Genomic DNA, 24,788 nt, shown 5'->3' on the forward strand with positions numbered 1-24,788 from the left:
TGGCGAAGGCCATGAATGGCTGCTGAACCGGGCTGAACTGGACAACCGGGAAGCCGACTATCGGGAGCACCCGCTTCCAGCCTTGAAGAGTCACAGGCCTGAAGGTTGACCAGTTTTCCGGGCGGCCGACTGTTGAAGGCTGAAAGCAGGTCTACACGACGGTCCGGTATCTGGTGGTCCGGCTCAATGTCAGTCGGCGGCCGATCATGACCTGCGCCATCGTGCCCAAAGGGGACTTCGGCGATGTTGAGTCGGCAGCGAAGCCTGACGCCTTAGCCGCCCATGATGCGGGGGCGCTGAACTCCGGTGAGCTCAAGTGGGCTGAAATAGTCAAATAGAACGTGCAGCGAGATTGCCTCGAATACTTATAGCCGAAAAGTCGTCGCCAAAATTCCAATTCACTTGGCTGTAAGGCGTGCTTACGATACCAGTTCATCAACCACTCTTCGGAAAATCTTATGGCTAAATCTACTGCTCGTCCCCCTGCCCGCGTCTCGGCGCCCATCCGGCCTGCTAACCTGAATCACCATGCGAACCAGCTCAATTCCAATCCGGGTACCAGCGGTACGAACCCGGCCAATGCGCATGTACATGGCAACCGTGGCGGACAACTCAACCCGAATCGCCGTCCTGGCTGATCTAGTGCAGTCCTCCAGCTTCGTCTGGAGGACTGCAGTGTCGAAATGACAACTACAGTAGGCTTTGCCACCCATGGCGAGACCCTCAAATTGCTCTATGACGCGTTTGGCATGCTGCCCCGCAAGGAGGCTCGCTTTGATGAGTTTGACGAGACAGACAAGAAAACACTTCAGAAGCAGTTGGCCCGACTCGCATCCGAAGAGGGCAACCTTGTTGAAAACTACAAGAAGGCAATTACGGCTTTTAGGCAACTGCTGGCTAAGTACTTAACAGACCAAGGACAGGCCGATGCATTGAGAATGATGATCGAAGAAATAGATCAGATATATGCCGAAATGATCCGCACAGAGGGTACCTATCTGGATAAGTCCGAGTCGCTTCGGTACTTTATTTCTATCAAAGCGGTTCCCACGTTTGTGATGATGCTTAACCGCAGCATGCTGCGTTTCGGCATTGATGAAGCAAAGGGAATTAGTGCAGACGACGTATTCTGGTACTTGCCAACTTGGGAGCCAGATGGACGGCTGACAATGCCTTTGGCAAAAGTGGTGCGCTGGGCCTACGCGGCTTGTGGGACCTCCCAAAAACAATTTCACTGTCCTGGCAGGATCAGCGATCCGACGGAACCGGCGAAACAGCAAAACCTCGACAACGCAATCAACTGGACCCGTGGGAAGACGTTGCCTTCATTGCCCGCCTTGATGGCCAACTTCAACGAGTCGTTCGCGGCCCTAAGTAAATACAACCGCCCTGTGGAACTCGAGAAGCAGACGACCATCCTTACCTCGTTGGTATACGCGCGGTCTGCCACCTTCATCGCGCAGCTAATCCAAGACGCCTACAGCACAGCCTACTTAGAGGACGTCTGTCGGCAAATCCGGCAAATGACCCAGTTTCTGCAAGAAGAAGTGCAGGAATTCAAGGCTCAAGTTGTCCCCATCGTAGCGCGGCAACCCTCTAACGAACAAGCGCGGATTGTCTGGTTCGATGCCTGCAGGCATCACGAATATTTTGTCCGGCATAAGACAAGGAAAGTGCAGGAAACGCTGCTTAAGTTGCATAAAGAGCGTCCTTATAAACCGTTTCGTCCCGAAGTGCTTGATGCTCTGGTGAGCAAGTTCGGTAATTTTGCCGTCCATGCAAATACCGACAGGCTCCGGCGGCAGGCCAATTTCACGCCGCCCACGGGGTTTCAAGAAATGCTCTTTTGTGGGTTGGATATCAAGGGTCAGTCCGAAACTACTCTGGGGCAAATAGACGAATTCGAGCAGCGGTTAGCCAACGGGAAGTTACAAGACACGCTGTGCTGGTTACCACCGTGGTTGCGCGGCGTTTATCACTATCGCCGGGAAGATTTTGCGGCAGCTTTCCCGCACTACGAAGTGGCATTTGAGCAGGCCAAGTACAGAGCGGGGGCCTATCAATACAAGCTTGTGAACCAGTTCGTGGAGCTTGCGGCCAAAAACGACAAGGCATTTCACTTTAAGAAGGGAGTGGATTGGGCCACTTATATTGGTTTGGAGATTCGGTGGCTGCGCGACAAAGAGCCGACGCAGGAGAACCTAGACTTTGCGCGCTACATGATGAAGGTAGCCAACTACTCGCATCAACTCTAGCGGCCGCACGGACAACCTCGTACTTTGGTGAGGTCACCAGCAGCGACGGCACTCACGGCGAGGTCTGATGCGGGGTCATCATTTGCAGCATCAATCAAATCCATCGCTTTGTTTCCTTTTCTACTTGGTGTTGGGCTAAAGCTAAAAATGACCGCTTCTGGTCGTCATGAGACGACCACTTTGAAGATGGACAATCTCGACAGCAGACATTGGCGACCCAGTGACGCAGATACACGGATGTCGGCTATCGGGTGCCGATTTCGACTACCGCTACGACTTCAATGGGTCGGGTCCTGTCTATGGCTACCGAAATCTCAATGGCTTCTGCCAGCCTGACGTTAACTGCGGCCATGCGGCGTCAAGTTACAGCCAAGATGAGGATTCCATGATGTAAAAATGTAGCGAATGGGTCACTTTTACAGCCTAGAAAGCGAACTTGTATACATATAAATTTACAATGTTGTCTAAGATCATCGCAATCAGAACCGATTTGAGAGTGAGTTAGCCGAAAAATTCTGCTGTTTTTACCTAAGAGTCAAAGTCTCAGGTATACATTACCGTTTTGAGAAGTATTTTTTGACACAGTCGTGATCTCAAAAAGCCCGCATAGCGGGCTTTTTGCTGTCCAAAAAAACATGCTTTCCTGCTGCGAAAATACGGTGTCTGTACAAGCAAGACGCTATCGACGGAACCCTGAACCGGGGTTCTGCCAGCCCGCCATCACCAACCCATCATCTTTCAAAACCATGCCGCTTTATTGGTGACAGCGCACGCTGTTGCCCGCAGAGGCGAGCGCACGACAACAACAAGGAAAACCATGAGCCTTTTGAACTGGACCGAAAAATCAACCGAGGTGCTGCAACAAGGCGGGGTCATCGCCCCCGATGAACGCCTGCCCTGGCCCCAGACCACCGTGATGGGCATGCAGCACGTGATTGCCATGTTTGGCGCGACCGTGCTGGCGCCGATCCTGATGGGTTTCGACCCCAATCTGGCCATTCTGATGAGCGGCATCGGCACCCTGATCTTTTTTGTGATGACCGGCGGCAAGGTGCCGAGTTACCTGGGCTCCAGCTTTGCCTTCATCGGGGTAGTGATTGCCGCCACCGGTTATGCCGGTAAAGGGCTCAACACCAACATGGGTGTGGCACTGGGCGGCATCATTGCCTGCGGCGCGCTGTACACCGCGATTGGTGTGCTGGTGCAACTGGTGGGCACACGCTGGATCGAGAAGCTGATGCCACCAGTGGTGACCGGTGCGGTGGTGGCGGTGATCGGGTTGAACCTGGCCTCGGTGCCGATCAAGAACATGGCAGCCAACAATTTCGAGAGCTGGATGCAGGCGGTGACTTTCCTGTGTGTGGCGCTGGTGGCGGTGTTCACGCGCGGCATGGTGCAGCGGCTGCTGATTCTGGTGGGGCTGATCGTCGCCAGTCTGGTGTACGCGGTGCTGACCAATGGACTGGGGCTGGGCAAGCCGATGGATTTGTCGAGCCTGTTCAATGCCGCCTGGGTGGGCATGCCCTCGTTTGCCGCACCGGTGTTTGACGCCAAGGCGATGCTGATGATTGCCCCGGTGGCGATCATTCTGGTGGCGGAGAACCTGGGGCACCTGAAAGCGGTGACCGCGATGACCGGCAAGAACCTGGATGTGTACATGGGCCGCGCCTTCATCGGTGACGGTGTGGCCACCATGGTCAGTGGCGCGGCTGGTGGCACCGGTGTCACCACCTATGCTGAGAACATCGGTGTCATGGCCGCCACCAAGATTTACTCCACAGCGATGTTTCTGGTGGCCGCTTTGCTGGCAGTGGTGCTGGGCTTCAGCCCCAAGTTTGGCGCCATCATCCAGACCATTCCGCTGCCTGTGATGGGCGGTGTGAGCATTGTGGTGTTTGGCCTGATTGCGGTGGCCGGTGCACGCATCTGGGTTGAAAACAAGGTTGACTTTGCTGACAACAAAAACCTGATCGTTGCGGCCATCACGCTGGTGCTGGGCACCGGCGACTTCACCCTGAAGTTTGGCGACTTTGCGCTGGGTGGCATTGGTACCGCCACCTTTGGCGCGATTGTGTTGTACGCCTTGCTGAACCGCAGTTCGCGCAGCGCCTGAACCAAGCGCAAACCTCGGGCCTGCACCGCTGCAAGCCCGAGACCAGTCAAAAAGCCCCGAGTGATCGGGGCTTTTTTTTGCCTGATGGGCAGATGCTGGTCGGGTCGGGTGCAGCGTGTACTTGGGTGTTTGTGGCACTTTTTTGAACTTCCTCATATACTCCCCACCGTATTTTGAAGGAAACTCCATGTCCATCTCTTTTCCATGGTTCTGCGTCAAACCGATCAGATCGTGCAGGTGCTGCCTGGTTGTAGCGGGTCTGTTGTTGGGTGTCCAGGTTGGGGCTCAAAACCCGATTCAGGTTCCGGTGACGGCGGTGCAGTTGCAAGCGGTGGGTCAGGGGTTTGAGATGGACGCGGTGGTGCAGCCCGTCAAGCAGGCCACACTGTCGGCCCAGGTCTCCGGTCGGCTCTTGTCCCTGCTGGTCAAGGCGGGTGATCAGGTGAAAACCGGCCAGCTGCTGGCCACCATCAACGACAGCGAAACACTGGCCGGGCTGCAAGGTAACCAAGCCCAGGTGGCGCAAGCGCAGGCGCAGTTGCACAACGCCCAGGCCAACTTTGACCGCACGCGCGATCTGTTGCGTCAGGGTTTTATCAGCGCAGCGGCCATGGACACGGCCGAAGCACAGCTCAGGTCAACGCGGGCGGCGCTGGATCAGGCAACAGCAGGTGTCCGCCAAGCCCATGTATCGCAGGGTTTTACCCGTGTGACGGCGCCTTTTGAGGGCCGTGTGTTGCAAACCGAGGCCGAGGTGGGCGACTTGGCGCAGCCGGGCAAGACCTTGCTGACGCTGTATGCAACGCTGCCGCTGCGGGTGGTGGTGCAGGTGCCGGTGTCGCGATCGGGGTCACTCACACCCAGCAGCCAGATTGAGGTGCAGCTGCCTGCGGCCGACGGTGCCATGCGCTGGATTCGCCCGGCACGTGTTGACCGCCTACCGGGCGCCGACCCGGTGTCGCAGACCATCGAATGGCGGCTGGAGCTGCCAGCACAAGCGGCTACAGGGCTGACGCCTGGGCAACAGGTCCAGGTGCGTTTTGCCGCTGGCCAGAAGCAACGCCTGATGGTGCCCGCTGCTGCGGTGTTGCGCCGTGGTGAGCTGACGGCGGTTTACACGCTCAGTGGCACCACTTTTGTGCTGAAAGCGGTACGGCTGGGGACCGACCACGGGCCACAGGGGTTTGAAGTGCTGGCGGGTTTGCAGGACAAAGACCAGGTGGCGCTGGACCCGGTCAAAGCCGGGCTAACAGGTGCGCGTGCCCTGCCCGCAGGCGCCCCGGCGCAGTGAGATGACCATGTCAAACCCTGAACCCTTGGGTATTTCCGGGCGCCTGGCGCGGGCCTTTCAGCACAACGCCATCACCCCGTTGCTGGCCTTACTGGCCGTGTTGCTGGGCTTGTTTGCGGTTCTGGTGACCCCGCGTGAGGAAGAGCCACAGATCAATGTGACCATGGCCAATGTGCTGATCCCGTTCCCCGGGGCCAGCAGTGTCGACGTGCAAAACATGGTGGCGCTACCCGCTGAGCAGGTGCTCGGCCAGATCGCCGACATCGAGCACACCTATTCGGTCGCGCGCCCGGGCATGGCGGTGCTGACGGTGCAGTTCAAGGTCGGTGTGCCCAGAACCGAAGCCTTGGTGCGTCTGTACGACGTGCTCAACGCGAACCAGGACTGGTTGCCAAGCGATCTGGGAACCCTGAGCCCGATCGTCAAACCCAAGGGCATTGACGACGTGCCGGTACTGGCGCTCACCTTGTGGAGTCACGATTCGCTGCCTGCAGTGGACCTGGAGCGCACCGCCCATGCGGTGGAAGCTGAACTCAAGCGTGTACCTGGCACCCGTGAAGTTCAAACCATTGGGGGACCGGGGCGGGCGGTGTTTGTCTGGCTGGACCCGGCGCGGCTGCGCGAACGCGGTGTGGATGTGTTGTCGCTCAAAACGCTGCTGGCCAGCGCCAATGCCAGCCAGCCGTCCGGCTCGGTGATTCAGAGCGACGTTGCCAATGGCCAGATGCTCCAGGTGGAAACCGGTGAATTTTTGCGCTCGATCGAAGACGTGGGCGACTTGGTGGTGGGTGTCAGCAAAGGCGCACCCGTGTTTCTGCGCGAGGTGGCGCGTCTTGAGGTGGGTGCCCAACTGCCTCAGCGTTACGTCTGGTTCACACCCGGTGCTGCGCACCAGAGCGCCAGCGCACCAGGTAGCGCCGCAGAACCTGCCACAGCGGGCTCGGTGCACCCGGCGGTCACCCTCACGGTCACCAAAAAACCGGGTACCAACGCGGTGGATGTGACCCAGGCCGTGCGGGCCCGGGTGGCAGAGCTGCAAAACACGGTGATTCCGGCCAACATCAGCATCAGCATCACCCGCGACTATGGTGAAACCGCAGCCGAAAAAGCCAACAAACTGATCCAGAAGCTGGTGTTTGCCACCGGCTCGGTGATCCTGCTGGTGGGTTTTGCACTGGGTCGCCGTGAAGCGGTGATTGTGGGCACAGCGGTAATCCTGACCTTGGCGGCCACCCTGTTTGCCTCCTGGGCCTGGGGTTTCACCTTGAACCGTGTGTCGCTGTTTGCCTTGATTTTTTCGATCGGCATTCTGGTTGATGATGCCATTGTGGTGGTCGAGAACATCCACCGCCACCAGCAGCTGGAACCCACGGCAACCCTGCGCCAGATCATTCCGAAGGCGGTGGACGAGGTGGGTGGTCCGACCATTCTGGCCACGCTGACCGTGATCGCAGCCTTGTTGCCAATGGCCTTTGTCAGCGGGCTGATGGGCCCGTACATGAGCCCGATCCCGATCAACGCCAGCCTGGGCATGGCCATCTCGCTGGGTATTGCGTTCACCGTCACCCCCTGGCTGGCATTGACACTGATGCGCCCGTCTGGACACGGGCCGGATGTGAACCACAGTCCAAGTTCTGGCAAAAGCGCCAAGCTGCAGCGCTTTTTTGCCCGGGTGTTGACGCCGTTTCTCGACAGCGCCCGCCACCGCTGGCTGCTGTTGGCCGGCATCCTGGTGGCACTGGCTTTGTCGGTGGGTTTGGCGATGGTGCAGTGGGTGGTGCTCAAGATGCTGCCCTTTGACAACAAGAGCGAGTTTCAGGTGCTGGTGGAGATGCCCGCAGGCACCCCGCTGGAAAACACAGCGGCCACCTTGCAGGAGCTGGGCGCTTATCTGGCACAGCAGCCCGAGGTGTTGAACCTGCAGGCCTACGCGGGCACCGCCTCACCGATCACCTTCAACGGGCTGGTGCGCCAGTATTACCTGCGCGCCGACGCAGAACTCGGTGATTTGCAGGTCAACCTGGTCGACAAACACCACCGTGATGAACAAAGCCACGCCATTGCCCAACGCCTGCGCCCGGCGCTGGAGAAGATCGGGCAGCGTCACAACGCTGTGATCCAGGTGGTAGAAGTGCCACCCGGCCCGCCGGTGATGTCGCCCCTGGTGGCCGAGGTGTATGGCCCGGACGAAGCGGGTCGCCAGGCTTTGGCGGCCCGGGTGGCCAAAGCCTTTGCGGCGACGCCCGACATTGTGGGGGTGGACACCTCGCTGCAGGTCAACGCGCCGCGCGCTTATCTGCGGGTACGCCGCCAGCGTGCCGAGTCGCTGGGTATTTCGGTGGCGACCGTGGCGCAAACCGCTGCTTTGGCTTTGAGTGGGTCTGACGCGGCCTATCTGCACGACGGTCAAAGCAAGTACCCGGTACCGGTGCGCCTGCAGTTGCCGCTGCAAGACCAGGTGGACCTGGCAGCGGTACTGGCTTTGCCCCTGCGTGCCAGCAATGGCCAGTTGGTGCCCTTGTCGGAGCTGGTGCAGGTGGAACACGGTCTGATCGACCAGCCGCTCTACACCAAGGACCTGCAGCCACTCAGTTATGTGTTTGGCGACATGGCGGGCCAATTGGATTCACCGCTCTACGGGCTGTTCGCCATCCGGGACATGCTGCAGGCAGCAGCCCTACCCGGTACGGGTGAGGTGGGTGAGTACTGGATCAGCCAGCCCAGCGACCCGTACCGGCAATACGCCATCAAGTGGGACGGTGAGTCCCAGATCACCTACGAGACCTTTCGCGACATGGGCACCGCGTACGGCGTCGGTCTGATCCTGATCTACCTGCTGGTGGTGGTGCAGTTCAAGAGTTACCTGACGCCGCTGGTGATCATGGCGCCGATTCCGCTGACCATCATTGGTGTGATGCCGGGGCATGCCTTGCTGGGTGCCCAGTTCACGGCCACCTCGATGATTGGCATGATTGCGCTGGCCGGGATCATTGTGCGCAACTCAATCTTGCTGGTGGATTTCATCGAGCTGCAGCTGACGCAGGGCATCGCGTTCAAGGACGCCGTGGTGGCCTCTGCCGCAGTGCGCGCCCAACCGATTTTGCTCACCGGCCTGGCCGCCATGATCGGCGCGTTTTTTATCCTGGACGACCCGATCTTCAACGGGCTGGCGATCTCCCTCATTTTTGGCATTCTGGTGTCCACCGTGCTGACCCTGGTGGTGATACCTGTCCTGTATTACGCGCTGTTTCGGCGTCGTATCCAAGCGCACACAGATGCGCTGGTTTCTCTCGACTGATGTTCATCATTCCCCATAAAACAGGAGACAAACATGGCCCATATCATCATCATGGGGGCAGGCATTGGCGGCATGCCCGCCGCTTACGAACTGCGTGAAATGCTGCCCCCGGAGCACCGCATCACGGTGCTCAACATCACCCCCTACTTTCAATTTGTGCCGAGCAACCCCTGGGTGGCCGTGGGTTGGCGCCAGCGCGAAGAAGTGACTTTGCCGATTGCCCCGTACCTGACACGCAAAAAAATCGGGTTTGTTGCCCAGGCGGTGACACACATCGACCCAGTCGCCAACCAACTGACCCTGGCCGACGGTGACAAGCTGGACTACGACTATCTGGTGATTGCCACCGGCCCCAAACTGGCGTTTGACGAGGTGCCCGGAGCGGGTCCGATGTCGTCTGGCGGCGGGGGCTTCACCCATTCGATCTGCCATGTGGACCATGCGCAGGCCTTTTTTGCCGAGTACGAAAAATTCCTGGCCAACCCCGGGCCGATTGTGGTGGGCGCCATGCCGGGTGCCAGCTGTTTTGGCCCGGCTTACGAATTTGCCATGGTGCTCGACACCGACCTGCGCCGACGCAAGCTGCGCCACAAGGTGCCCATGACCTATGTGACCAGCGAGCCCTACGTCGGCCACCTCGGTCTGGGTGGTGTGGGTGACAGCAAATCGATGCTCGAGTCCGAGTTCCGCAACCGCGACATCAAGTGGGTCACCAATGCCCGGACCACCAGCGTCGAGGTCGACAAGATGCAGGTGACCCAGCTCGACGACCTGGGCAACGCGGTCAAAGAGCATGCGATTGGCTTCAAGCTGGCGATGATGTTGCCCGCCTTCAAGGGCGTGGATGCGGTGGCCGCTGTGCCGCAGCTGTGCAATCCGCGCGGCATGGTGCTGATCGACGAATTCCAGCGCAGCAAGGCCTACCGCAACATCTTCTCGGCCGGTGTGTGTGTGGCGATTCCGCCAGTCGAGGTGACCCCGGTGCCCACCGGCTGCCCCAAGACCGGCTACATGATCGAGAGCATGATGACCGCCATCTGCCACAACATCAGCAACGAGCTGGCAGGCAAGCCGGTGACCGGCAAAGGCACCTGGAACGCGGTATGTCTGGCCGACATGGGCGACACCGGCGCCGCGTTTGTGGCCCTGCCGCAGATCCCACCGCGCAATGTGAACTGGTTCAAAAAAGGCAAGTGGGTGCACCTGGCCAAGATTGCGTATGAAAAGTACTTCATGCGCAAGCTCAAAAAAGGCACCTCCGAGCCCATTTACGAGAAATACATCATGGGTCTGCTCGGCATCAACCGGCTGGACAACTGATTTTTAAAGGAGGTGTGAGATGACGGTACAACGTTATATTTTGGTGTTTGCGGGCCTGTTTGTGATGCTGTCGCTGGCCTTCGGGGTCGAGGGCAGCCCGCTGTTTGTGAGCAAATGGGCGCTGGCATTCACCGCGTTTGTTGGTGCCAACCTGTTCCAGTCGGGCTTCACCAACTTTTGCCCGCTGGGCATCATCTTGAAGAAGCTGGGTGTGCCGGAGGCTTGAATCGGCTATGCACGCTAGACTGGATAGCAGCGTCCGGCAGCGGGGCCAGGTGTCCGCCCGCCCATGGCGACGCTCAGCATTGGTCAACGAGGAAACACATTCATGACGGTATTAACAAACGAGACGGCACGCACTGATGTGATCAATCGGCTGCGCCGTGCCGAAGGGCAACTCCGGGGCGTGCAGCGCATGGTCGAAGAGGGTGAGAGCTGCCTGAAGATCAGCCAGCAGCTCTCCGCCGTGCGCAAGGCGCTCGACAGCACCTACCTGCGCATGACCCTGTGTTACATGGAACAGGAGTTGCAACAGCAGATCCCGGCAGAACAGATGCAGACACCGGCCATGGAAAGCCTGCTCAAAGACATGGAAGGTCTGCTCGCCAGGATTGGCTAAGCTTATATAAACAAATAGCCTTCTAGCCCTTATACAACAAGGACTAATAGCTATGAATAACAGAGTATTTTAAGGCGCCTTGGCGTGGTCGATGATGCCGCCGCCCAGGCACACCTCGCCGTCGTACAACACCGCAGACTGGCCTGGCGTCACCGCCCACTGGGCCTGGCTGAAGCTCAGCGCAAACTGCTCACCCGACACATCGCGGAGTTCACACGGCGCATCCGCCTGGCGATAACGCGTCTTGGCGGCGAGCGCCTGCGGCTGTGGCGCGTGTCCGGCGACCCAGCTGGCTTGCCCGGCTTGCAAGGTCATCGACTGCAGCCAGGGGTGATCGTGCCCCTGCACCACCCACAAGGTGTTGCCCGGCACATCCTTGCGTGCGACAAACCAGGGCGCATGGTCACCGCCACCGCGTTGTGCCCCCTTGGCCTTGAGACCACCAATGCCCAGGCCCTGGCGCTGGCCCAGGGTGTAAAAGCTCAGACCCACATGCTGGCCAATGGTCTGCCCCTTGTCGTTCTTGATCGGGCCGGGTTCTTTGGCGATGTAGCGGTTCAAAAAGTCCCGGAACGGCCGCTCACCAATAAAACAGATGCCGGTGGAGTCTTTCTTCTTGGCATTGGGCAGACCAATCTCCAGCGCGATGCGCCGCACCTCGGTCTTGAGCAGCTCACCCACCGGGAACAGCGTTTTGGACAGTTGCGCTTGCGTCAGGCGATGCAAAAAATAGCTCTGGTCTTTGGAGGGGTCCAACCCCTTGAGCAACTCGTGCAAACCACTGGCCGGGTTCTGCCGCACCCGGGCGTAGTGACCGGTGGCGATCTTGTCTGCACCCAGGCGCATCGCATGGTCCAGAAAGGCCTTGAACTTGATCTCGGCATTGCACAGGATGTCGGGGTTGGGTGTGCGCCCGGCGCTGTACTCTCGCAAAAAGTCGGCGAACACCCGGTCGCGGTAGTCGGCGGCAAAGTTGACGTGTTCGATCTCGATGCCAATCACATCGGCCACGGCGGCGGCGTCGACAAAGTCCTCGTTGGACGAGCAGTAGCCGGTGTCGTCGTCGTCTTCCCAGTTTTTCATGAAGATGCCGAGCACCTCATGGCCTTGCTGTTTGAGCAACCAGGCGGTCACCGCCGAGTCGACCCCGCCGCTGAGACCCACCACCACGCGTTGAGGTTTTGTGCTCATGCTGCACCCAACGTGATGACGCTGGCATCGGTGTGGATCAGGTCCAGCGGGAAGCGCTGGCCAGACAAATAATCTTCCATACATTGCAGCACCAGCGGGCTGCGGTGGCGTGCGGCGCTGGCGCGGATCTCGTCGGGGGTGAGCCACAACGTGCGCACAATGCCGGTGTCCAGCTGCCGCTCTGGCAACAGCGCGCCCAGTGTGCCAGCAAAGGCAAAACGCAGATAGGTCACATCCTGCGCATCTTCAGTGCCATTGGCGGCACGCTGAGAACGCGACATGTAAACGCCCACAAGATGGGTCGGGGTGAACAGGTACCTGGTTTCTTCGAGCGTCTCACGCTGGCAGCCTTGCACCAGGGTTTCACCCTCGTCCAGATGCCCGGCCGGGTTGTTGATGCGCAGGCCCTCGGGCGTGTGTTCTTCCACCAGCAAAAACTTGCCGTCTTGCTCAATGATTGCCGCCACCGTGGCGCTGGGTTTCCATCTGTCAGTCATGCCTGAATTATCCCGGATGCGGGGTAGCAGGGCTGCTGTCAGCAAAACGCCTTTGCCGAGGCGACAGGGTGAAGACCCCTGGTAAAACTGTTGTAAGCTCAGCGGGCTTCCCAAAACGCGTGTTTTGGCTTTGCTTTTTGCAAGAAAACAAGGAGTCTTCCCATGCAAGCTGATATAGCCACTGCTGCCCAGCCGGGTCAGTCCGTGGAGTCAGGTTCCCCCGAGTCTGCGAAGTTGGCGCAGTCTATCGGTGTGCCCTGCGAAATTTTTCCAGGCGAAAAACGGGTCGCTACCGTGCCCGAGGTGGTGGCCAAGCTGATCAAGCTCGGCTTTACCGTGGCTGTCCAGTCTGGTGCGGGCGCAGCTGCCAATATCAGCGACGCGGATTACCAGGCTGCCGGTGCCAGCATCGTGGCAGACGCAAGCCAACTGTGGTCGACCGCCGACATCGTGTTCAAGGTCCGCCCACCAACGGCGGATGAAGTGGCCCTGATGCGTGAAGGTGGCACCTTGATCAGCTTCATCTGGCCCGCCCAGAACCCTGAGTTGATGCAGTTGCTCACCGCCAAGAAGACGACGGTGTTGGCCATCGACGCCTTACCCCGCACGCTCAGCCGTGCCCAGAAGATGGACGCCCTGACCTCGCAGGCTGGGGTGGCTGGTTACCGTGCGGTGATCGAAGCGGCCAATGCCTTTGGCCGTTTCTTCAACGGCCAGATCACCGCTGCGGGCAAGGTTCCTCCAGCCAAAGTATTCATCGCCGGTGCCGGTGTGGCTGGCTTGGCTGCCATTGGCACCGCAGCGGGTCTGGGCGCCATCGTGCGTGCCAACGACACCCGCGCCGAAGTGGCCGACCAGGTGGTCTCGCTCGGTGGTGAATTTGTCAAGGTCGATTACGAGGAAGAAGGCTCAGGCGGCGGCGGTTACGCAAAGGTGATGAGCGAGGGCTTCCAGCAAGCCCAGCGCGAGATGTACGCCAAACAGGCCAAGGAGGTGGACATCATCATCACCACCGCGCTGATCCCCGGCAAACCCGCACCCAAACTGATCACCGCCGAGATGGTGCGCAGCATGAAACCCGGCAGCGTCATTGTCGACATGGCCGCCGAACAAGGTGGCAACTGCGAACTGACCGAACCCGGCCATTCCGTGGTGAAACATGGTGTGACCATTGTTGGCTTCACCGATCTGGTGTCACGCCTGGCGATGCAGTCGTCCACACTCTACGCCACCAACCTGTTCCGCTTGTCCGAGGAGTTGTGCAAGACCAAGGACGGTGTGATCAACGTCAACATGGAAGACGATGCCATCCGTGGCCTGACCGTCACCAAGGACGGTGCCATCACCTGGCCAGCGCCAGCGCCCAAGCAGGCACCAGCCCCAGCGGCTGCCAAACCCGCTGCAGCGCCTGCGGCCAAAAAGGCCCATGGCCACGGTGAAGCCAGTGCGCCCATGGCAGGCAGCAAGCTGGCCATCGTGTTTGGTGTGGCGGCAGCCTTGTTCTGGCTCATTGGTGCCAACGCGCCCAAGGAGTTCATGTCGCACTTCACGGTGTTTGTGCTGGCGTGTTTTGTCGGTTACATGGTGGTGTGGAACGTCAAACCGGCTTTGCACACACCACTGATGAGTGTGACCAACGCCATCTCCAGCATCATCGCCATTGGTGCGCTGGTGCAGATCTCACCGATTGCGGACGCGCTGGATCGACCCAACAGCCTGATCACCTGGGTGGCAGCGGCGGGCATTGTGCTCACCGCCATCAATATGTTCGGTGGCTTCGCTGTGACCCAGCGCATGCTGGCGATGTTCCGCAAATAAGAAGGGGCCAGAAATGTCTTCAAGTTTGGCCACGGTTGCCTACATTGGCGCAACCATCCTTTTTATCCTGAGCCTGGGCGGTCTGTCCAACCAGACCACCGCGTTGCGCGGCAACCTGTACGGCATGGTCGGCATGACGCTGGCGGTGCTGGCCACGGTGTTTGGCCCCCAAGTCACGGCGGCGGGTTTGCCGTGGATCATCGGCGCCATGGTGCTGGGCGGCGGCATTGGGTTGTACGCAGCGCGCACTGTGCAGATGACCCAAATGCCGGAGCTGGTGGCCTTGATGCACAGCATGGTGGGTCTGGCGGCGATGCTGGTGGGTTTTGCCACCTACATCGACCCAACAGCCAGCGCCGGTTTTGAAGGCGCGGCCAAAACCATCCACGAACTGGAAATCTACATTGGTATCTTCATCGGTGCCGTCACCTTTGCCGGTTCGGTGATCGCTTTTGGCAAGCTGTCGGGTCGGGTCAGCGGCAACCCGGTCTTGCTGCCGGGGCGCCACTGGCTCAATCTGGCCGGTCTGCTGGTGGTGATCTACTTTGGTGGTGTCTTCATGCAGGCCCACGACGTGCAGGCAGGCATGCTGCCGGTGATTGTGATGACCATCGTGGCGCTGCTGTTTGGGGTGCACATGGTGATGGCCATTGGTGGTGCCGACATGCCGGTGGTGGTCTCCATGCTCAACAGCTACTCCGGTTGGGCGGCAGCGGCCACCGGCTTCATGTTGTCCAACGACTTGCTGATTGTGGTGGGCGCCCTGGTGGGCTCCAGCGGTGCGATTCTGTCCTACATCATGTGCAACGCCATGAACCGCAGCTTCATCAGCGTGATTGCCGGTGGTTTTGGCACCACCAGCACACCCAAGCCAGCTGCTGGCGGCGCAGCGCAGCCAGCCGGTGAAGTCACCCCGGTGACGGCGCTGGAAACGGCCGAGCTGTTGCGCGAAGCCAAGTCCGTGATCATTGTGCCGGGCTACGGCATGGCGGTGGCGCAGGCGCAGCACACGGTGTTCGAGATCACCAAGTTCCTGCGTGAAAAAGGTGTGAACGTGCGTTTTGGCATCCACCCTGTGGCCGGACGTATGCCGGGCCACATGAATGTGCTGCTGGCCGAGGCCAAGGTGCCCTACGACATCGTGTTCGAGATGGATGAACTCAACGAGGACTTCCCCGACACCGATGTCACCATGGTAATTGGTGCCAACGACATCGTCAACCCAAGCGCCCAGGACGACCCGAGCAGCCCGATTGCCGGTATGCCGGTGCTCGAGGTCTGGAAAGCCAAGACCTCCATCGTCATGAAACGCAGCATGGCCTCGGGCTACGCCGGTGTGGACAACCCCTTGTTTTACAAGGACAACAACCGCATGTTGTTTGGCGACGCCAAAAAAATGCTCGACGAGGTGCTGACCGCACTCAAAGCCTGAGCGGCCACCCGCCAAGCCCTGCTGACAGGGCAACACACGCTGCCCCAGCCCCCAAGTCCGCTCTGCGGATTTGGGGGCTTTTCCCTAATTAGGGAAAACATAGACGATGCCAGCGGTCCAGCGAGTGAGAATCCTGCATCACATCAGAATACGGAGACTTCCTCATGACCGACCGCATCTGGCTGCAAAGCTATCCCCCGGGTGTTCCCGCAGACATTGACGAGAACCGTTACAGCTCTCTGGTGGAGCTGATGGAGGAAAGCTTCAGCAAATACGCCAAACTCAGCGCCTACAGCTTCATGGGCAAGGAGCTGAGCTACGCCGAGGTGGACGAGATCAGCCAGACCTTTGGCGCCTACTTGCAAAGCCTGGGGCTGGTGCGTGGTGACCGGGTGGCTGTCATGATGCCCAATGTGCTGCAGTATCCGGCGGTAGTGGTGGCCATCCTGCGTGCTGGCTTCACACTAGTGAATGTCAACCCGCTCTACACCCCGCGCGAGCTGGAGCACCAGCTCAAAGACTCGGGCGCCAAGGTCATTGTCATTCTGGAAAATTTTGCCGCCACGCTGGAGAAATGTGTGGCCAACACCCCCGTCAAACATGTGGTGTTGTGTGCCATGGGTGACCAGCTGGGCCTGCTCAAGGGCACCTTGGTGAACTATGTGGTGCGCAATGTCAAAAAGATGGTGCCCGCCTACAAGCTGCCCGACGCGGTGCGCTTCAACGCAGCGATGGCCCAAGCCAGCGGCAGCAGCTTGAAAAAAGTCAGCATCCAGGCCAATGATGTGGCGGTGTTGCAATACACCGGCGGCACCACGGGCGTCTCCAAAGGAGCCGTGCTGTTGCATCGCAACCTGATCGCCAACGTGCTGCAAGCCGACGCCTGCTTCCAGCCCGCACTAGGCCGGATCGCACCGGGTGAACAGATCAACTCGATCTGCGCATTGCCGCTGTATCACATCTTCGCGTTTACCGTGGGCATGATGTTGTCGCTGCGTGTGGGCGGCAAACTGATCCTGATTCCCAACCCGCGTGATTTCCCGGCGGTGCTGGCCGAGCTGGCCAAACACAAGGTGCATGTACTGCCGGCGGTCAACACCTTGTTCAACGGCTTGGCCAACCACCCGGACTTCGGCAAGGTCGACTGGTCACACCTGGTGGTGTCGGCCGGTGGTGGTACTGCGGTGCAAAGTGCGGTGGCCAAGCTCTGGTTTGAGAAGACCGGCTGCGCCATTTGTGAGGGTTATGGTTTGAGTGAAACCTCACCGATTGCCACCTGCAACCCGGTCAATGTGACCGAGTATTCCGGTGCGATTGGGGTGCCGGTGCCCAGCACTTGGCTCAAGTTGCTCGACGACGATGGCAATGAATCGGCCCCGGGGCAACCCGGCGAGATCGCCATCAAGGGCCCGCAGGTGATGGCGGGTTACTGGCAGCGCCCGGAAGAAACCGCGCAGGTCATGACGCCAGACGGCTACTTCAAGTCGGGTGACATCGGTGTCATGGACGCGCGTGGCTACTTCAAGATTGTGGACCGCAAGAAGGACATGATTCTGGTGAGTGGTTTCAACGTCTACCCCAACGAGGTCGAGGACGTGGTGTCGCAGATGCCCGGCGTGCTGGAGTGTGCCTGTGTGGGTGTGCCCGACGACAAATCGGGTGAAGCCGTCAAGCTGGTCATTGTCAAAAAGGACCCCAACCTGACCGAGGTGGATGTGCGCGCCTACTGCAAGGAAAACATGACCGGCTACAAACACCCTAAGGTGGTGGAGTTCCGCACCGAGTTGCCCAAAACCCCGGTGGGTAAAATCCTGCGGCGCGAATTGCGCAACCCCTGAAGGATTTCCGTTGACAACACTTGCCATCGTCAGTGCCCTGCTGGATGAACAAAAAGGACTGCTAGACCAACTGCAACACCCCACAAAGCGGGAGCGTGCCGGGCGCACCTTCTGGTGTGGCCAGTGGGCGGGCCACGAGGTGGTGCTGGTGTTGTCCAAGGTCGGCAAGGTGGCTGCAGCCAGCACCACGGCCACACTGATTGAGGCCTTTGGTGCCGAGCGAGTGTTGTTCACCGGCGTGGCCGGTGGCATTGGTGACGGTGTCAAGGTGGGTGACGTGGTGGTGGCGGACGCCTTTGTCCAGCACGACATGGACTCTGGCCCGCTGTTCCCGCGCTTTGAGATTCCGCTTTATGGCCGCGCCACCCTGGACTGTGATGCAGCCCTGTCTGCTCTGCTACTTGAAGCAGTTCACGCTGGATTGGCGGAGGTTGGCGACCATTTTCACCGTGATAACTTGCTGGCAGATGCGGCTGTGCACAGCGGGCTGATTGCCAGTGGTGATCAGTTTGTGTGCGATCCCTTGAAGGTGCACAAGATCCGCACCGATTTGCAGGCGGCAGGCCATCAAGCACTGGCGGTGGAGATGGAAGGCGCCGCCGTGGCGCAGGTGTGTTTTGACTACGGCATCCCGTTTGCGGCGATGCGCACCATCTCCGACCGGGCGGACGCCGACGCCCACATGGATTTCTCGGCCTTTGTGCAGCAGGTGGCCAGCCCCTATGCCTTGGCGGTAGTGTCGCAGTTCATGCAATCGCTACCAAAAAGATAGCCATCAGCCATTATGAAATAAGGGCTAGAGGCCAATTTCTTATTTAAGCCAACCGCGTTTCCTGAAGTACCACATGGGGCCCAAGGCACTGGCCACCATGAGCGCCAGGGCGTAGGGGTAACCCAGCGACCAGTCCAGCTCGGGCATGAACTTGAAGTTCATGCCATACAGGCTGGCAATCAGGGTCGGCGGCAGCAGCGCCACGCTCGCCACCGAAAAGATCTTGATGATCTTGTTCTGGTTGATGTTGATGAAACCCACGGTGGCGTCCATCAAGAAGTTGATCTTGTCGAACAAAAAGGCTGTGTGGGAGTCAAGCGAGTCCATGTCGCGCAAAATCTGCCGCGCCTCCTCAAACTGCTCGCCGTTGAGCATCTTGCTGCGCACCATGAAACTGACCGCACGGCGGGTGTCCATCACATTGCGGCGGATGCGCCCGCTCATGTCTTCGTGGCGGGCAATCGCACCCAGCACTTCACCCGCCAGCGCGTCAGTGAGGTCGCCCGAGAGCACTTTCTGGCTGACTTTTTCGAGTTCGTCGTAAATTTCTTCGAGGGTGTCGGCCGAATACTCGGCATCGGCGTCAAACAGCTTGAGCAACACCTCTTTGGCGTCCTCAATCAACCCCGGTGCGCGCCGGGCCCGCATACGCAGCAGCCGAAACACCGGCACATCTTCGTCGTGGATCGAGAACAGCACACCCTTGCTTTTGAGTTCCTCGTTGTCGGTGTTCAAGATAAAGGCCACACGCACCGTGTGCGGCTCAGAGTCGTCAGCCACCAAAAAGTCGCTGCGGATATGCAGCTCACCGTTGTCTTCTTTGTAGAAGCGGGCCGACTCCTCGATGTCCTCGTCCATCGCGTCTTCGGGAATCGACAGGCCGTAATACTGCTTGATCCAGCGTTTTTCTTCCGGTGTCGGGGATTCGAGGTCAACCCAGATGGGTTGGAAACGCGACAACTCTTCCAGGGATTCGATTTCTTCCTGGAACAGGCGGCCATTGGCAAGGGTGAAGATATTGAGCATGCGCTCACTCCCAAAATAAACAAAGCATCAGCGGGTGGATTGGGTTGGCTTCCAACCCCTGATGCGTGTTTTGGGGTCGAAAGCTACCGACTAGGGTAGGTTTCCAAGAGGGTCTTCCGGTTGTTGAGAACCTCAGGATTATGGCATCGGGAAGTGCCTCCAGACAAGGAAAGCGCGGCAAGCCCTGACACTGTTGCAGTGCAGCATGGAAATAGTTGCAATACGCCTATCAGCGGGGCATAGTGTCATCAAGGATTCAAATTTGTTCCCCCCTGTCGTTGGCAAACTTGCCCGCGACTCTCTCAACCAAGCTGTAGGAGACTCCTTATGAATTTGACAATCAGTGGGCACCACCTGGAAGTCACTCCCGCGTTACGGTCTTACGTCACCAACAAGCTGGACCGGATCAAACGCCATTTCGACCAGGTTGTGGATGTCAAAGTTCTGCTGACCCTTGAAAACCTCAAAGAAAAGGAACGTCGACAAAAAGCTGAGTGCAATATTCATATCAAAGGCATCGAACTGTTCGCCGAAAGCGCCCACTCCGACCTGTATGCGGCGGTGGATGAGCTGGTGGACAAACTGGACCGTCAGGTGGTTCGCCACAAAGACCGCTTGCAATCCCACCATCACGATGCCGCCAAGCGCCTGATGTAATTTAAACTCCGGCAAGCCGCCCGCTGGTGCGTGCGGCTTTTTTTTGCGCCCAATTTTTCCGGGCGCATAATTTGGGCCAATCATGAACCGACTCGCGTCTATCCTCACGACTGAACATGTGCTTGTTCAGGTGGACATATCCAGCAAAAAAAGAGCTTTTGAAGAAGCAGGCCTGCTGTTTGAGAATCTCCACGGCCTGAGCCGCGCTCTGGTCACGGACAGCCTGTTTTCGCGCGAGCGTCTGGGCTCGACTGGCTTGGGCCATGGCGTGGCCATTCCGCATGGCCGCATCAAGGGTCTGAAGTCACCGATGGCTGCCGTGTTTCAACTGGCGCGCCCGATTGGTTTTGAAGCCCCGGATGAGTTGGCTGTTGGCCTGATGATTTTTTTGCTGGTGCCCGAGGCGGCCACGCAGAAACACCTGGAAATCCTGTCTGAAATCGCAGAAATGCTCAGTGATGCAGATCTGCGTGACAAACTCATGACCAGCCCCACGGTAGCCGACCTGCACGGTCTGATCACCGGCTGGCAGTCAGTCCAGTCTAACTAAGCCAGCACCTTGAAACCCACCGTTATCAGTGCGGATGTCCTCTTTGAGGCGTTTCGCGGCAACTTGCGCTGGGAGTGGGTCGCTGGTTTGGGGGCATCCGAGCGCCGGTTTGATGAGTTGGCGGTGCGTGCGGCGCGCTCCGGCGCCGACCTGGTCGGTTACCTAAACTACATCCATCCCTATCGGGTACAGATTCTGGGTGAGCGCGAAGTCGCCTACCTGGCGGATGCCACGCCCGAAGACGGTTTGCGGCGCATTGCCCGCATCGTCACGCTGGAGCCGCCGGTCCTGATCCTGGCCGATGGTCAAGCCGCCCCGGAAGCGCTGATGTCGATGTGTGAGCGCGCTCAGATCCCGATGTTTGCCACCCAGGGTTCCTCGGCCTTTGTGATCGATGTGTTGCGGGCCTACCTGTCCAAACACTTTGCCGACCGCTGCACCATGCATGGTGTGTTCATGGACATTCTGGGTCTGGGGGTGATGATCACTGGCGAGTCTGGCCTGGGCAAGAGTGAATTGGGCTTGGAGCTGATTTCACGCGGCAACGGTTTGGTAGCTGACGATGCGGTGGATCTGTACCGCATCAACCAGGACACGATTGAGGGGCGCTGCCCTGAACTGCTGCTCAACTTATTGGAAGTGCGCGGCATTGGTCTGCTCGACATCCGCTGCATTTTTGGTGAAACCGCGGTGCGGCGCAAAAAGCGGCTGCAACTCATAGTGCATCTGGTACGCCGCGAAACCATGGAGCGTGATTACGAACGCATTCCCTACGAACCCTTGACCCAGGACGTGCTGGACGTGCCGGTGCGCAAGGTGGTGATCCAGGTGGTGGCTGGCCGCAACATCGCGGTGCTGGTGGAGGCGGCGGTGCGCAACACCATCTTGCAGATCCGTGGGGTGGACACCTACAAGGAGTTTGTGGAGCGCCACCGCAAAGCGATGGAAGAAGCGCCTTAACGGGTTTTGCTGCGGTGCTCGCAGGCGCTGCCACGGGTGCAGTGTGCGTACAGACTCAGGGCGTGGTCGGCAATCGCAAAACCCTTTTCCTTGGCGACAGCGTTCTGACGTTGCTCGATCTGGGGGTCAAAAAACTCTTCGACACGGCCACAGTCCAGACACACCAGATGGTCGTGGTGCTGGCCTTCGTTGAGTTCATACACTGCCTTGCCACTCTCAAAATGGCTGCGTGTCAGGATCTCGGCCTGCTCAAACTGCGACAACACCCGATACACGGTGGCCAGGCCCACATCCGATTGCTCTTCCAGTAACACCCTGAACACATCTTCCGCCGTCATATGGCGTCGGGTGCCCTTCTGGAAAATTTCGAGGATTTTCAGCCGAGGCAAAGTGGCCTTCAGGCCGGTGCTTTTGAGTTCGTCAATCTTGCTCATACAGAGGTTCCGGTTTCGCGCGCAGGTGCGTCTGGGCTGGGGGGCATGGTTGAAAACGCTGCCAGTACAATGCAAGCATCATATCGTTGCGGCCTGTCCTATGTTTGATTCCATTGTTCGTTGTGTCTGCTGGAGTGCACTTGGAGCCGCTGGCGTGATGCTTTCCGGGTGTGGCACGCTTGACAGCACCAGCAACCGGGTGGCCAGTCTCGTCAGACCCTACAAGATCGATATTGTCCAGGGTAATTTTGTGTCTAGCGAGCAATTGGCTGCCCTCAAAGAGGGTATGCCACGGGCCCAGGTCAAAAACATCCTTGGCACACCACTGCTCACCGACATTTTCCACGCAGACCGTTGGGATTATGTCTTCACCTTCAAGCGCCAGGGGGTGGAACCCCAGGCCCGCAAGGTGACGGTGTTCTTCAAAGACGATCTGCTGGTGCGTATCGTGGCCGACCCTTTACCCACGGAAGCTGAGTTTGTAGCGTCGATGGACTCGGATCGCAAGGCCGCTTCGGTGCCCGTGTTGGAAATGTCCCCCGACAGCTTAAAAGCCGCCGCCCCGGCCAAAACAAGCCCTACGGCAGAACCCACCAAGCCGCTCGCAGCCCCTCCCGCCAGCTACCCGCCACTTGAAGACAGCGTGCGTTAACGAGACCCCATGAGCGACTTACATCTCCACCGAATTTGTGTGGCCGGTGCCAGCGGTCGTATGGGCCGCATGCTGGTTGAAGCCATCTCCCAAGCCGAGGACTGCCAACTCAGCGGTGCACTGGATGTATCGGTTTGCCCGGCGATCGGCCTGGACCCGGCCGCATTTTTGGGCAAAAGCAGCGGCATCAGCATCACCGCCGATTTGCCCACAGGCTTGAGCAACAGCGATGTGCTGATTGATTTCACGCGGCCAGAAGGTACGCTGGCCCATTTGGCCGTATGCCGAGAACTCGGTGTGAATCTGGTCATTGGCACCACCGGTTTTACCGATGCCCAAAAGACTGAGATTGCAGAGGCGTCCAAAGACATCGCGATTGTGTTTGCACCCAACATGAGTGTGGGTGTGAACGTGACCCTCAAACTGCTGGAGATGGCGGCCAAGGCCTTGTCCACCGGCTACGACATCGAGATCATCGAAGCCCACCATCGCCACAAGGTGGATGCGCCATCCGGCACCGCGCTCAAGATGGGTGAAGTCATTGCCGGCGCCCTTGGGCGCGACCTCAAAGACTGTGCGGTATATGCGCGTGAAGGGGTCACCGGTGAGCGCGACCCGTCCAGCATCGGGTTTGCCACCATCCGCGGTGGCGACATTGTGGGTGACCACACGGTGTTATTTGCCGGTACCGGCGAGCGCATCGAGATCAGCCACAAGTCGTCCAGCCGCGTCAGCTACGCACAGGGCAGCCTGCGCGCCGTGCGTTTCCTGGCCGGTCGTACCTCCGGCCTGTTTGACATGGCCGACGTGCTCAACCTGAAATGAATCTGGCACAGTTTTTCTGGCAGGGAGATGCCTTGGCGCGCGGTGTGGCCCTGTTGCTGCTGGCGATGTCGGTCAGCAGCTGGGTGGTGATTCTGTGGAAAGCCTGGTTGCTGCACCGCGCCAGCCGTGACGTGGATCGTTGTATCGCTGCCTTCTGGCAAGCAGGCAATGTCGACGACGCCAGCCAGAGTATCAAGGCTTTTGACCGTGAAGCCCTTGTACTGCCTATGGTTTTGGCTACAAAAATTGAAGCAACTTACACCCTGGCCGGAGCCGGCGGTCTGCAAACCCAGTTGACCCGGGTACTGCGCAACGCCCTGCACCAGGCCTTGACGAAGCTGCAACACGGCCAGGTATTGCTGGCCACCGTGGGAGCCACCGCCCCTTTTGTGGGTTTGCTCGGCACGGTGTGGGGTATTTATCACGCGCTGATTGGTATTGCGACAGCTGGGCAGGTCACCATCGACAAAATTTCCGGCCCGGTGGGTGAGTCCCTGATCATGACCGCAGCGGGTCTGGCGGTCGCCATCCCTGCGGTGCTGGCCTACAACGTGCTGGGGCGTTCGGTCGCGCGTATCGAAGCCGAACTCGAAGGTTTTGCACGTGACCTGCGTGAACTGGTGGGCCACACCAGCACGCCCCTTTGACCACGGGCTGATAACCATGTCCTTTGGTCGTCTGGATCGCAGCTCGGGCGCCCAACCCATGAGCGACATCAACATGACGCCGCTGATCGACGTGATGCTGGTGCTGGTGGTGATTTTTATCATCACCGCGCCCTTGCTGGCCAGTTCCATCAAACTGGACCTGCCCAAAACCGACGCCGCCAAACCCAGCGAGGTGCCACAGGCTGTGCGTGTGGTGGTGGACGCCGCCGGGCAGGCGTTTGTGAATGATCGCCCGGTGTCGCAAGACGAACTGGCCCAGCAGTTTGCAAACGCGCAGCGGGCCAACCCCGACACCGAGGTGCAGTTGCGTGCCGACAAAAGTGTGCCCTATGGCCGCATCGTGGAGGTCATGGGTGCCGCGCAAAAGGTGGGGCTGAACCGAATTGGTTTTGTCGCCGATGCCCCGCCTGCCAACACCACATCCCCTGCAACAGCACCCGTGGCGGCACCTGCCGGGGGCGCGCTACGCAAACCCTAAAATCGGGTCAGTTTCACCGGGCACGTTGTGCGTGCGCGGGGTAAGCACCAGATACCTCTCCTTTAGTCACCTCCCGCCAGAGCGGTTTGTTCCG

The 24,788-nt window shown here is 59.2% G+C and carries 23 protein-coding genes; 19 read left to right on the forward strand and 4 right to left on the reverse strand.

The window, feature by feature from the left end:
* Nucleotides 1-458 precede the first annotated feature (458 nt).
* The 8 genes from FDG13_RS02770 to FDG13_RS02805 all read left to right on the forward strand — a co-directional run bounded on the left by FDG13_RS02770 (nucleotide 459) and on the right by FDG13_RS02805 (nucleotide 10,896).
* The gene (locus FDG13_RS02770) at nucleotides 459-638 is read left to right on the forward strand and encodes a hypothetical protein (RefSeq protein ID WP_218942584.1); all 180 of its coding nucleotides are present in this window, start codon (nucleotides 459-461) and stop codon (nucleotides 636-638) included.
* Nucleotides 639-683: 45 nt separating this feature from the next.
* Nucleotides 684-2,255 carry a hypothetical protein gene (locus FDG13_RS02775; RefSeq protein WP_180125257.1) on the forward strand — a complete coding sequence of 524 codons (1,572 nt, stop codon included), beginning with the start codon at nucleotides 684-686 and terminating at the stop codon, nucleotides 2,253-2,255.
* Nucleotides 2,256-3,072: 817 nt separating this feature from the next.
* Nucleotides 3,073-4,368: a solute carrier family 23 protein gene (locus FDG13_RS02780; protein WP_180125258.1), complete on the forward strand. Its 1,296-nt coding sequence runs from the start codon at nucleotides 3,073-3,075 to the stop codon at nucleotides 4,366-4,368.
* A gap of 187 nt (nucleotides 4,369-4,555) precedes the next feature.
* Complete coding sequence (locus FDG13_RS02785) at nucleotides 4,556-5,659, forward strand: efflux RND transporter periplasmic adaptor subunit (RefSeq protein ID WP_180125259.1); 1,104 nt, start codon at nucleotides 4,556-4,558, stop codon at nucleotides 5,657-5,659.
* A gap of 1 nt (nucleotide 5,660) precedes the next feature.
* Complete coding sequence (locus FDG13_RS02790) at nucleotides 5,661-8,957, forward strand: efflux RND transporter permease subunit (protein WP_180125260.1); 3,297 nt, start codon at nucleotides 5,661-5,663, stop codon at nucleotides 8,955-8,957.
* Between the two features lie 33 nt (nucleotides 8,958-8,990).
* Complete coding sequence (locus FDG13_RS02795) at nucleotides 8,991-10,277, forward strand: NAD(P)/FAD-dependent oxidoreductase (RefSeq protein ID WP_180125261.1); 1,287 nt, start codon at nucleotides 8,991-8,993, stop codon at nucleotides 10,275-10,277.
* A gap of 19 nt (nucleotides 10,278-10,296) precedes the next feature.
* Nucleotides 10,297-10,503: a DUF2892 domain-containing protein gene (locus tag FDG13_RS02800; RefSeq protein ID WP_180125262.1), complete on the forward strand. Its 207-nt coding sequence runs from the start codon at nucleotides 10,297-10,299 to the stop codon at nucleotides 10,501-10,503.
* 102 nt (nucleotides 10,504-10,605) lie between these two features.
* Nucleotides 10,606-10,896 carry a metal-sensing transcriptional repressor gene (locus FDG13_RS02805; RefSeq protein WP_078364642.1) on the forward strand — a complete coding sequence of 97 codons (291 nt, stop codon included), beginning with the start codon at nucleotides 10,606-10,608 and terminating at the stop codon, nucleotides 10,894-10,896.
* 69 nt (nucleotides 10,897-10,965) lie between these two features.
* Here the strand turns inward: FDG13_RS02805 and mnmA are convergent, their stop codons facing one another.
* Nucleotides 10,966-12,087 (reverse strand): tRNA 2-thiouridine(34) synthase MnmA, encoded by a 1,122-nt coding sequence (gene mnmA, locus FDG13_RS02810; RefSeq protein WP_180125263.1) that lies wholly within the window; start codon nucleotides 12,085-12,087, stop codon nucleotides 10,966-10,968.
* Nucleotides 12,084-12,584 (reverse strand): NUDIX hydrolase, encoded by a 501-nt coding sequence (locus FDG13_RS02815; protein WP_180125264.1) that lies wholly within the window; start codon nucleotides 12,582-12,584, stop codon nucleotides 12,084-12,086. The genes mnmA and FDG13_RS02815 overlap by 4 nt, the downstream gene beginning before the upstream one ends.
* A gap of 162 nt (nucleotides 12,585-12,746) precedes the next feature.
* On the opposite strand from FDG13_RS02815, the gene FDG13_RS02820 reads away from it, so the two are divergent.
* The 4 genes from FDG13_RS02820 (at nucleotide 12,747) to FDG13_RS02835 (ending at nucleotide 18,444) form a co-directional block, all read left to right on the forward strand.
* Entirely contained in the window at nucleotides 12,747-14,402 is a 1,656-nt protein-coding gene (locus tag FDG13_RS02820) for a Re/Si-specific NAD(P)(+) transhydrogenase subunit alpha (protein ID WP_180125265.1), read from the forward strand.
* A gap of 13 nt (nucleotides 14,403-14,415) precedes the next feature.
* A complete protein-coding gene (gene pntB / locus FDG13_RS02825; protein ID WP_180125266.1) occupies nucleotides 14,416-15,834 on the forward strand; it encodes a Re/Si-specific NAD(P)(+) transhydrogenase subunit beta in 1,419 nt (472 codons plus the stop codon).
* 164 nt (nucleotides 15,835-15,998) lie between these two features.
* Nucleotides 15,999-17,672, forward strand: coding sequence for a long-chain-fatty-acid--CoA ligase (locus tag FDG13_RS02830; RefSeq protein WP_180125267.1), 1,674 nt, complete (start codon nucleotides 15,999-16,001; stop codon nucleotides 17,670-17,672).
* Between the two features lie 10 nt (nucleotides 17,673-17,682).
* Nucleotides 17,683-18,444 (forward strand): 5'-methylthioadenosine/adenosylhomocysteine nucleosidase, encoded by a 762-nt coding sequence (locus FDG13_RS02835; protein WP_180125268.1) that lies wholly within the window; start codon nucleotides 17,683-17,685, stop codon nucleotides 18,442-18,444.
* A gap of 39 nt (nucleotides 18,445-18,483) precedes the next feature.
* On the opposite strand, the gene corA is transcribed toward FDG13_RS02835, so the two are convergent.
* Nucleotides 18,484-19,470 carry a magnesium/cobalt transporter CorA gene (gene corA, locus FDG13_RS02840; protein ID WP_180125269.1) on the reverse strand — a complete coding sequence of 329 codons (987 nt, stop codon included), beginning with the start codon at nucleotides 19,468-19,470 and terminating at the stop codon, nucleotides 18,484-18,486.
* 327 nt (nucleotides 19,471-19,797) lie between these two features.
* On the opposite strand from corA, the gene hpf reads away from it, so the two are divergent.
* The 3 genes from hpf (at nucleotide 19,798) to hprK (ending at nucleotide 21,637) form a co-directional block, all read left to right on the forward strand.
* Complete coding sequence (gene hpf, locus FDG13_RS02845; RefSeq protein WP_078364652.1) at nucleotides 19,798-20,127, forward strand: ribosome hibernation-promoting factor, HPF/YfiA family; 330 nt, start codon at nucleotides 19,798-19,800, stop codon at nucleotides 20,125-20,127.
* Between the two features lie 82 nt (nucleotides 20,128-20,209).
* Nucleotides 20,210-20,677: a PTS sugar transporter subunit IIA gene (locus FDG13_RS02850; protein WP_180125270.1), complete on the forward strand. Its 468-nt coding sequence runs from the start codon at nucleotides 20,210-20,212 to the stop codon at nucleotides 20,675-20,677.
* A 9-nt stretch (nucleotides 20,678-20,686) separates the two neighbouring features.
* Complete coding sequence (gene hprK / locus FDG13_RS02855; protein ID WP_180125271.1) at nucleotides 20,687-21,637, forward strand: HPr(Ser) kinase/phosphatase; 951 nt, start codon at nucleotides 20,687-20,689, stop codon at nucleotides 21,635-21,637.
* Here the strand turns inward: hprK and fur are convergent.
* Nucleotides 21,634-22,071, reverse strand: a complete 438-nt coding sequence (gene fur / locus FDG13_RS02860; RefSeq protein ID WP_078364655.1) for a ferric iron uptake transcriptional regulator — start codon at nucleotides 22,069-22,071, stop codon at nucleotides 21,634-21,636. The genes hprK and fur overlap by 4 nt on opposite strands.
* A 100-nt stretch (nucleotides 22,072-22,171) precedes the next feature.
* Between fur and bamE the strand changes: the two genes are divergently transcribed.
* From bamE to FDG13_RS02880, 4 genes are read left to right on the forward strand one after another with little or no spacing between them, the layout of a single operon-like run.
* A complete protein-coding gene (bamE, locus tag FDG13_RS02865) occupies nucleotides 22,172-22,723 on the forward strand; it encodes an outer membrane protein assembly factor BamE (protein WP_180125362.1) in 552 nt (183 codons plus the stop codon).
* A gap of 9 nt (nucleotides 22,724-22,732) precedes the next feature.
* Complete coding sequence (dapB, locus tag FDG13_RS02870) at nucleotides 22,733-23,548, forward strand: 4-hydroxy-tetrahydrodipicolinate reductase (protein WP_180125272.1); 816 nt, start codon at nucleotides 22,733-22,735, stop codon at nucleotides 23,546-23,548.
* Nucleotides 23,545-24,195 (forward strand): MotA/TolQ/ExbB proton channel family protein, encoded by a 651-nt coding sequence (locus tag FDG13_RS02875; RefSeq protein ID WP_180125273.1) that lies wholly within the window; start codon nucleotides 23,545-23,547, stop codon nucleotides 24,193-24,195. The genes dapB and FDG13_RS02875 overlap by 4 nt, the downstream gene beginning before the upstream one ends.
* A 16-nt stretch (nucleotides 24,196-24,211) precedes the next feature.
* Nucleotides 24,212-24,694 (forward strand): biopolymer transporter ExbD, encoded by a 483-nt coding sequence (locus FDG13_RS02880; RefSeq protein ID WP_180125274.1) that lies wholly within the window; start codon nucleotides 24,212-24,214, stop codon nucleotides 24,692-24,694.
* Nucleotides 24,695-24,788 lie beyond the last annotated feature (94 nt).

Source organism: Rhodoferax sp. BLA1, from assembly GCF_013416775.1.
In the GTDB taxonomy this organism is placed as follows: Bacteria; Pseudomonadota; Gammaproteobacteria; order Burkholderiales; family Burkholderiaceae_C; genus Rhodoferax.

What these genes read in the sequence shown, in the direction of transcription:
- FDG13_RS02850 (WP_180125270.1), top strand. Translation starts at nt 20,210, where the DNA reads ATGAACCGACTCGCGTCTATCCTCACGACTGAACATGTGCTTGTTCAG.
- hpf (WP_078364652.1), top strand. Translation starts at nt 19,798, where the DNA reads ATGAATTTGACAATCAGTGGGCACCACCTGGAAGTCACTCCCGCGTTA.
- bamE (WP_180125362.1), top strand. Translation starts at nt 22,172, where the DNA reads ATGTTTGATTCCATTGTTCGTTGTGTCTGCTGGAGTGCACTTGGAGCC.
- fur (WP_078364655.1), bottom strand. Translation starts at nt 22,071, where the DNA reads ATGAGCAAGATTGACGAACTCAAAAGCACCGGCCTGAAGGCCACTTTG.
- mnmA (WP_180125263.1), bottom strand. Translation starts at nt 12,087, where the DNA reads ATGAGCACAAAACCTCAACGCGTGGTGGTGGGTCTCAGCGGCGGGGTC.
- FDG13_RS02790 (WP_180125260.1), top strand. Translation starts at nt 5,661, where the DNA reads ATGACCATGTCAAACCCTGAACCCTTGGGTATTTCCGGGCGCCTGGCG.
- FDG13_RS02770 (WP_218942584.1), top strand. Translation starts at nt 459, where the DNA reads ATGGCTAAATCTACTGCTCGTCCCCCTGCCCGCGTCTCGGCGCCCATC.
- FDG13_RS02795 (WP_180125261.1), top strand. Translation starts at nt 8,991, where the DNA reads ATGGCCCATATCATCATCATGGGGGCAGGCATTGGCGGCATGCCCGCC.
- FDG13_RS02780 (WP_180125258.1), top strand. Translation starts at nt 3,073, where the DNA reads ATGAGCCTTTTGAACTGGACCGAAAAATCAACCGAGGTGCTGCAACAA.
- FDG13_RS02820 (WP_180125265.1), top strand. Translation starts at nt 12,747, where the DNA reads ATGCAAGCTGATATAGCCACTGCTGCCCAGCCGGGTCAGTCCGTGGAG.
- corA (WP_180125269.1), bottom strand. Translation starts at nt 19,470, where the DNA reads ATGCTCAATATCTTCACCCTTGCCAATGGCCGCCTGTTCCAGGAAGAA.
- FDG13_RS02815 (WP_180125264.1), bottom strand. Translation starts at nt 12,584, where the DNA reads ATGACTGACAGATGGAAACCCAGCGCCACGGTGGCGGCAATCATTGAG.
- FDG13_RS02880 (WP_180125274.1), top strand. Translation starts at nt 24,212, where the DNA reads ATGTCCTTTGGTCGTCTGGATCGCAGCTCGGGCGCCCAACCCATGAGC.
- FDG13_RS02805 (WP_078364642.1), top strand. Translation starts at nt 10,606, where the DNA reads ATGACGGTATTAACAAACGAGACGGCACGCACTGATGTGATCAATCGG.
- FDG13_RS02875 (WP_180125273.1), top strand. Translation starts at nt 23,545, where the DNA reads ATGAATCTGGCACAGTTTTTCTGGCAGGGAGATGCCTTGGCGCGCGGT.
- FDG13_RS02830 (WP_180125267.1), top strand. Translation starts at nt 15,999, where the DNA reads ATGACCGACCGCATCTGGCTGCAAAGCTATCCCCCGGGTGTTCCCGCA.
- FDG13_RS02785 (WP_180125259.1), top strand. Translation starts at nt 4,556, where the DNA reads ATGTCCATCTCTTTTCCATGGTTCTGCGTCAAACCGATCAGATCGTGC.
- pntB (WP_180125266.1), top strand. Translation starts at nt 14,416, where the DNA reads ATGTCTTCAAGTTTGGCCACGGTTGCCTACATTGGCGCAACCATCCTT.
- FDG13_RS02800 (WP_180125262.1), top strand. Translation starts at nt 10,297, where the DNA reads ATGACGGTACAACGTTATATTTTGGTGTTTGCGGGCCTGTTTGTGATG.
- dapB (WP_180125272.1), top strand. Translation starts at nt 22,733, where the DNA reads ATGAGCGACTTACATCTCCACCGAATTTGTGTGGCCGGTGCCAGCGGT.
- FDG13_RS02775 (WP_180125257.1), top strand. Translation starts at nt 684, where the DNA reads ATGACAACTACAGTAGGCTTTGCCACCCATGGCGAGACCCTCAAATTG.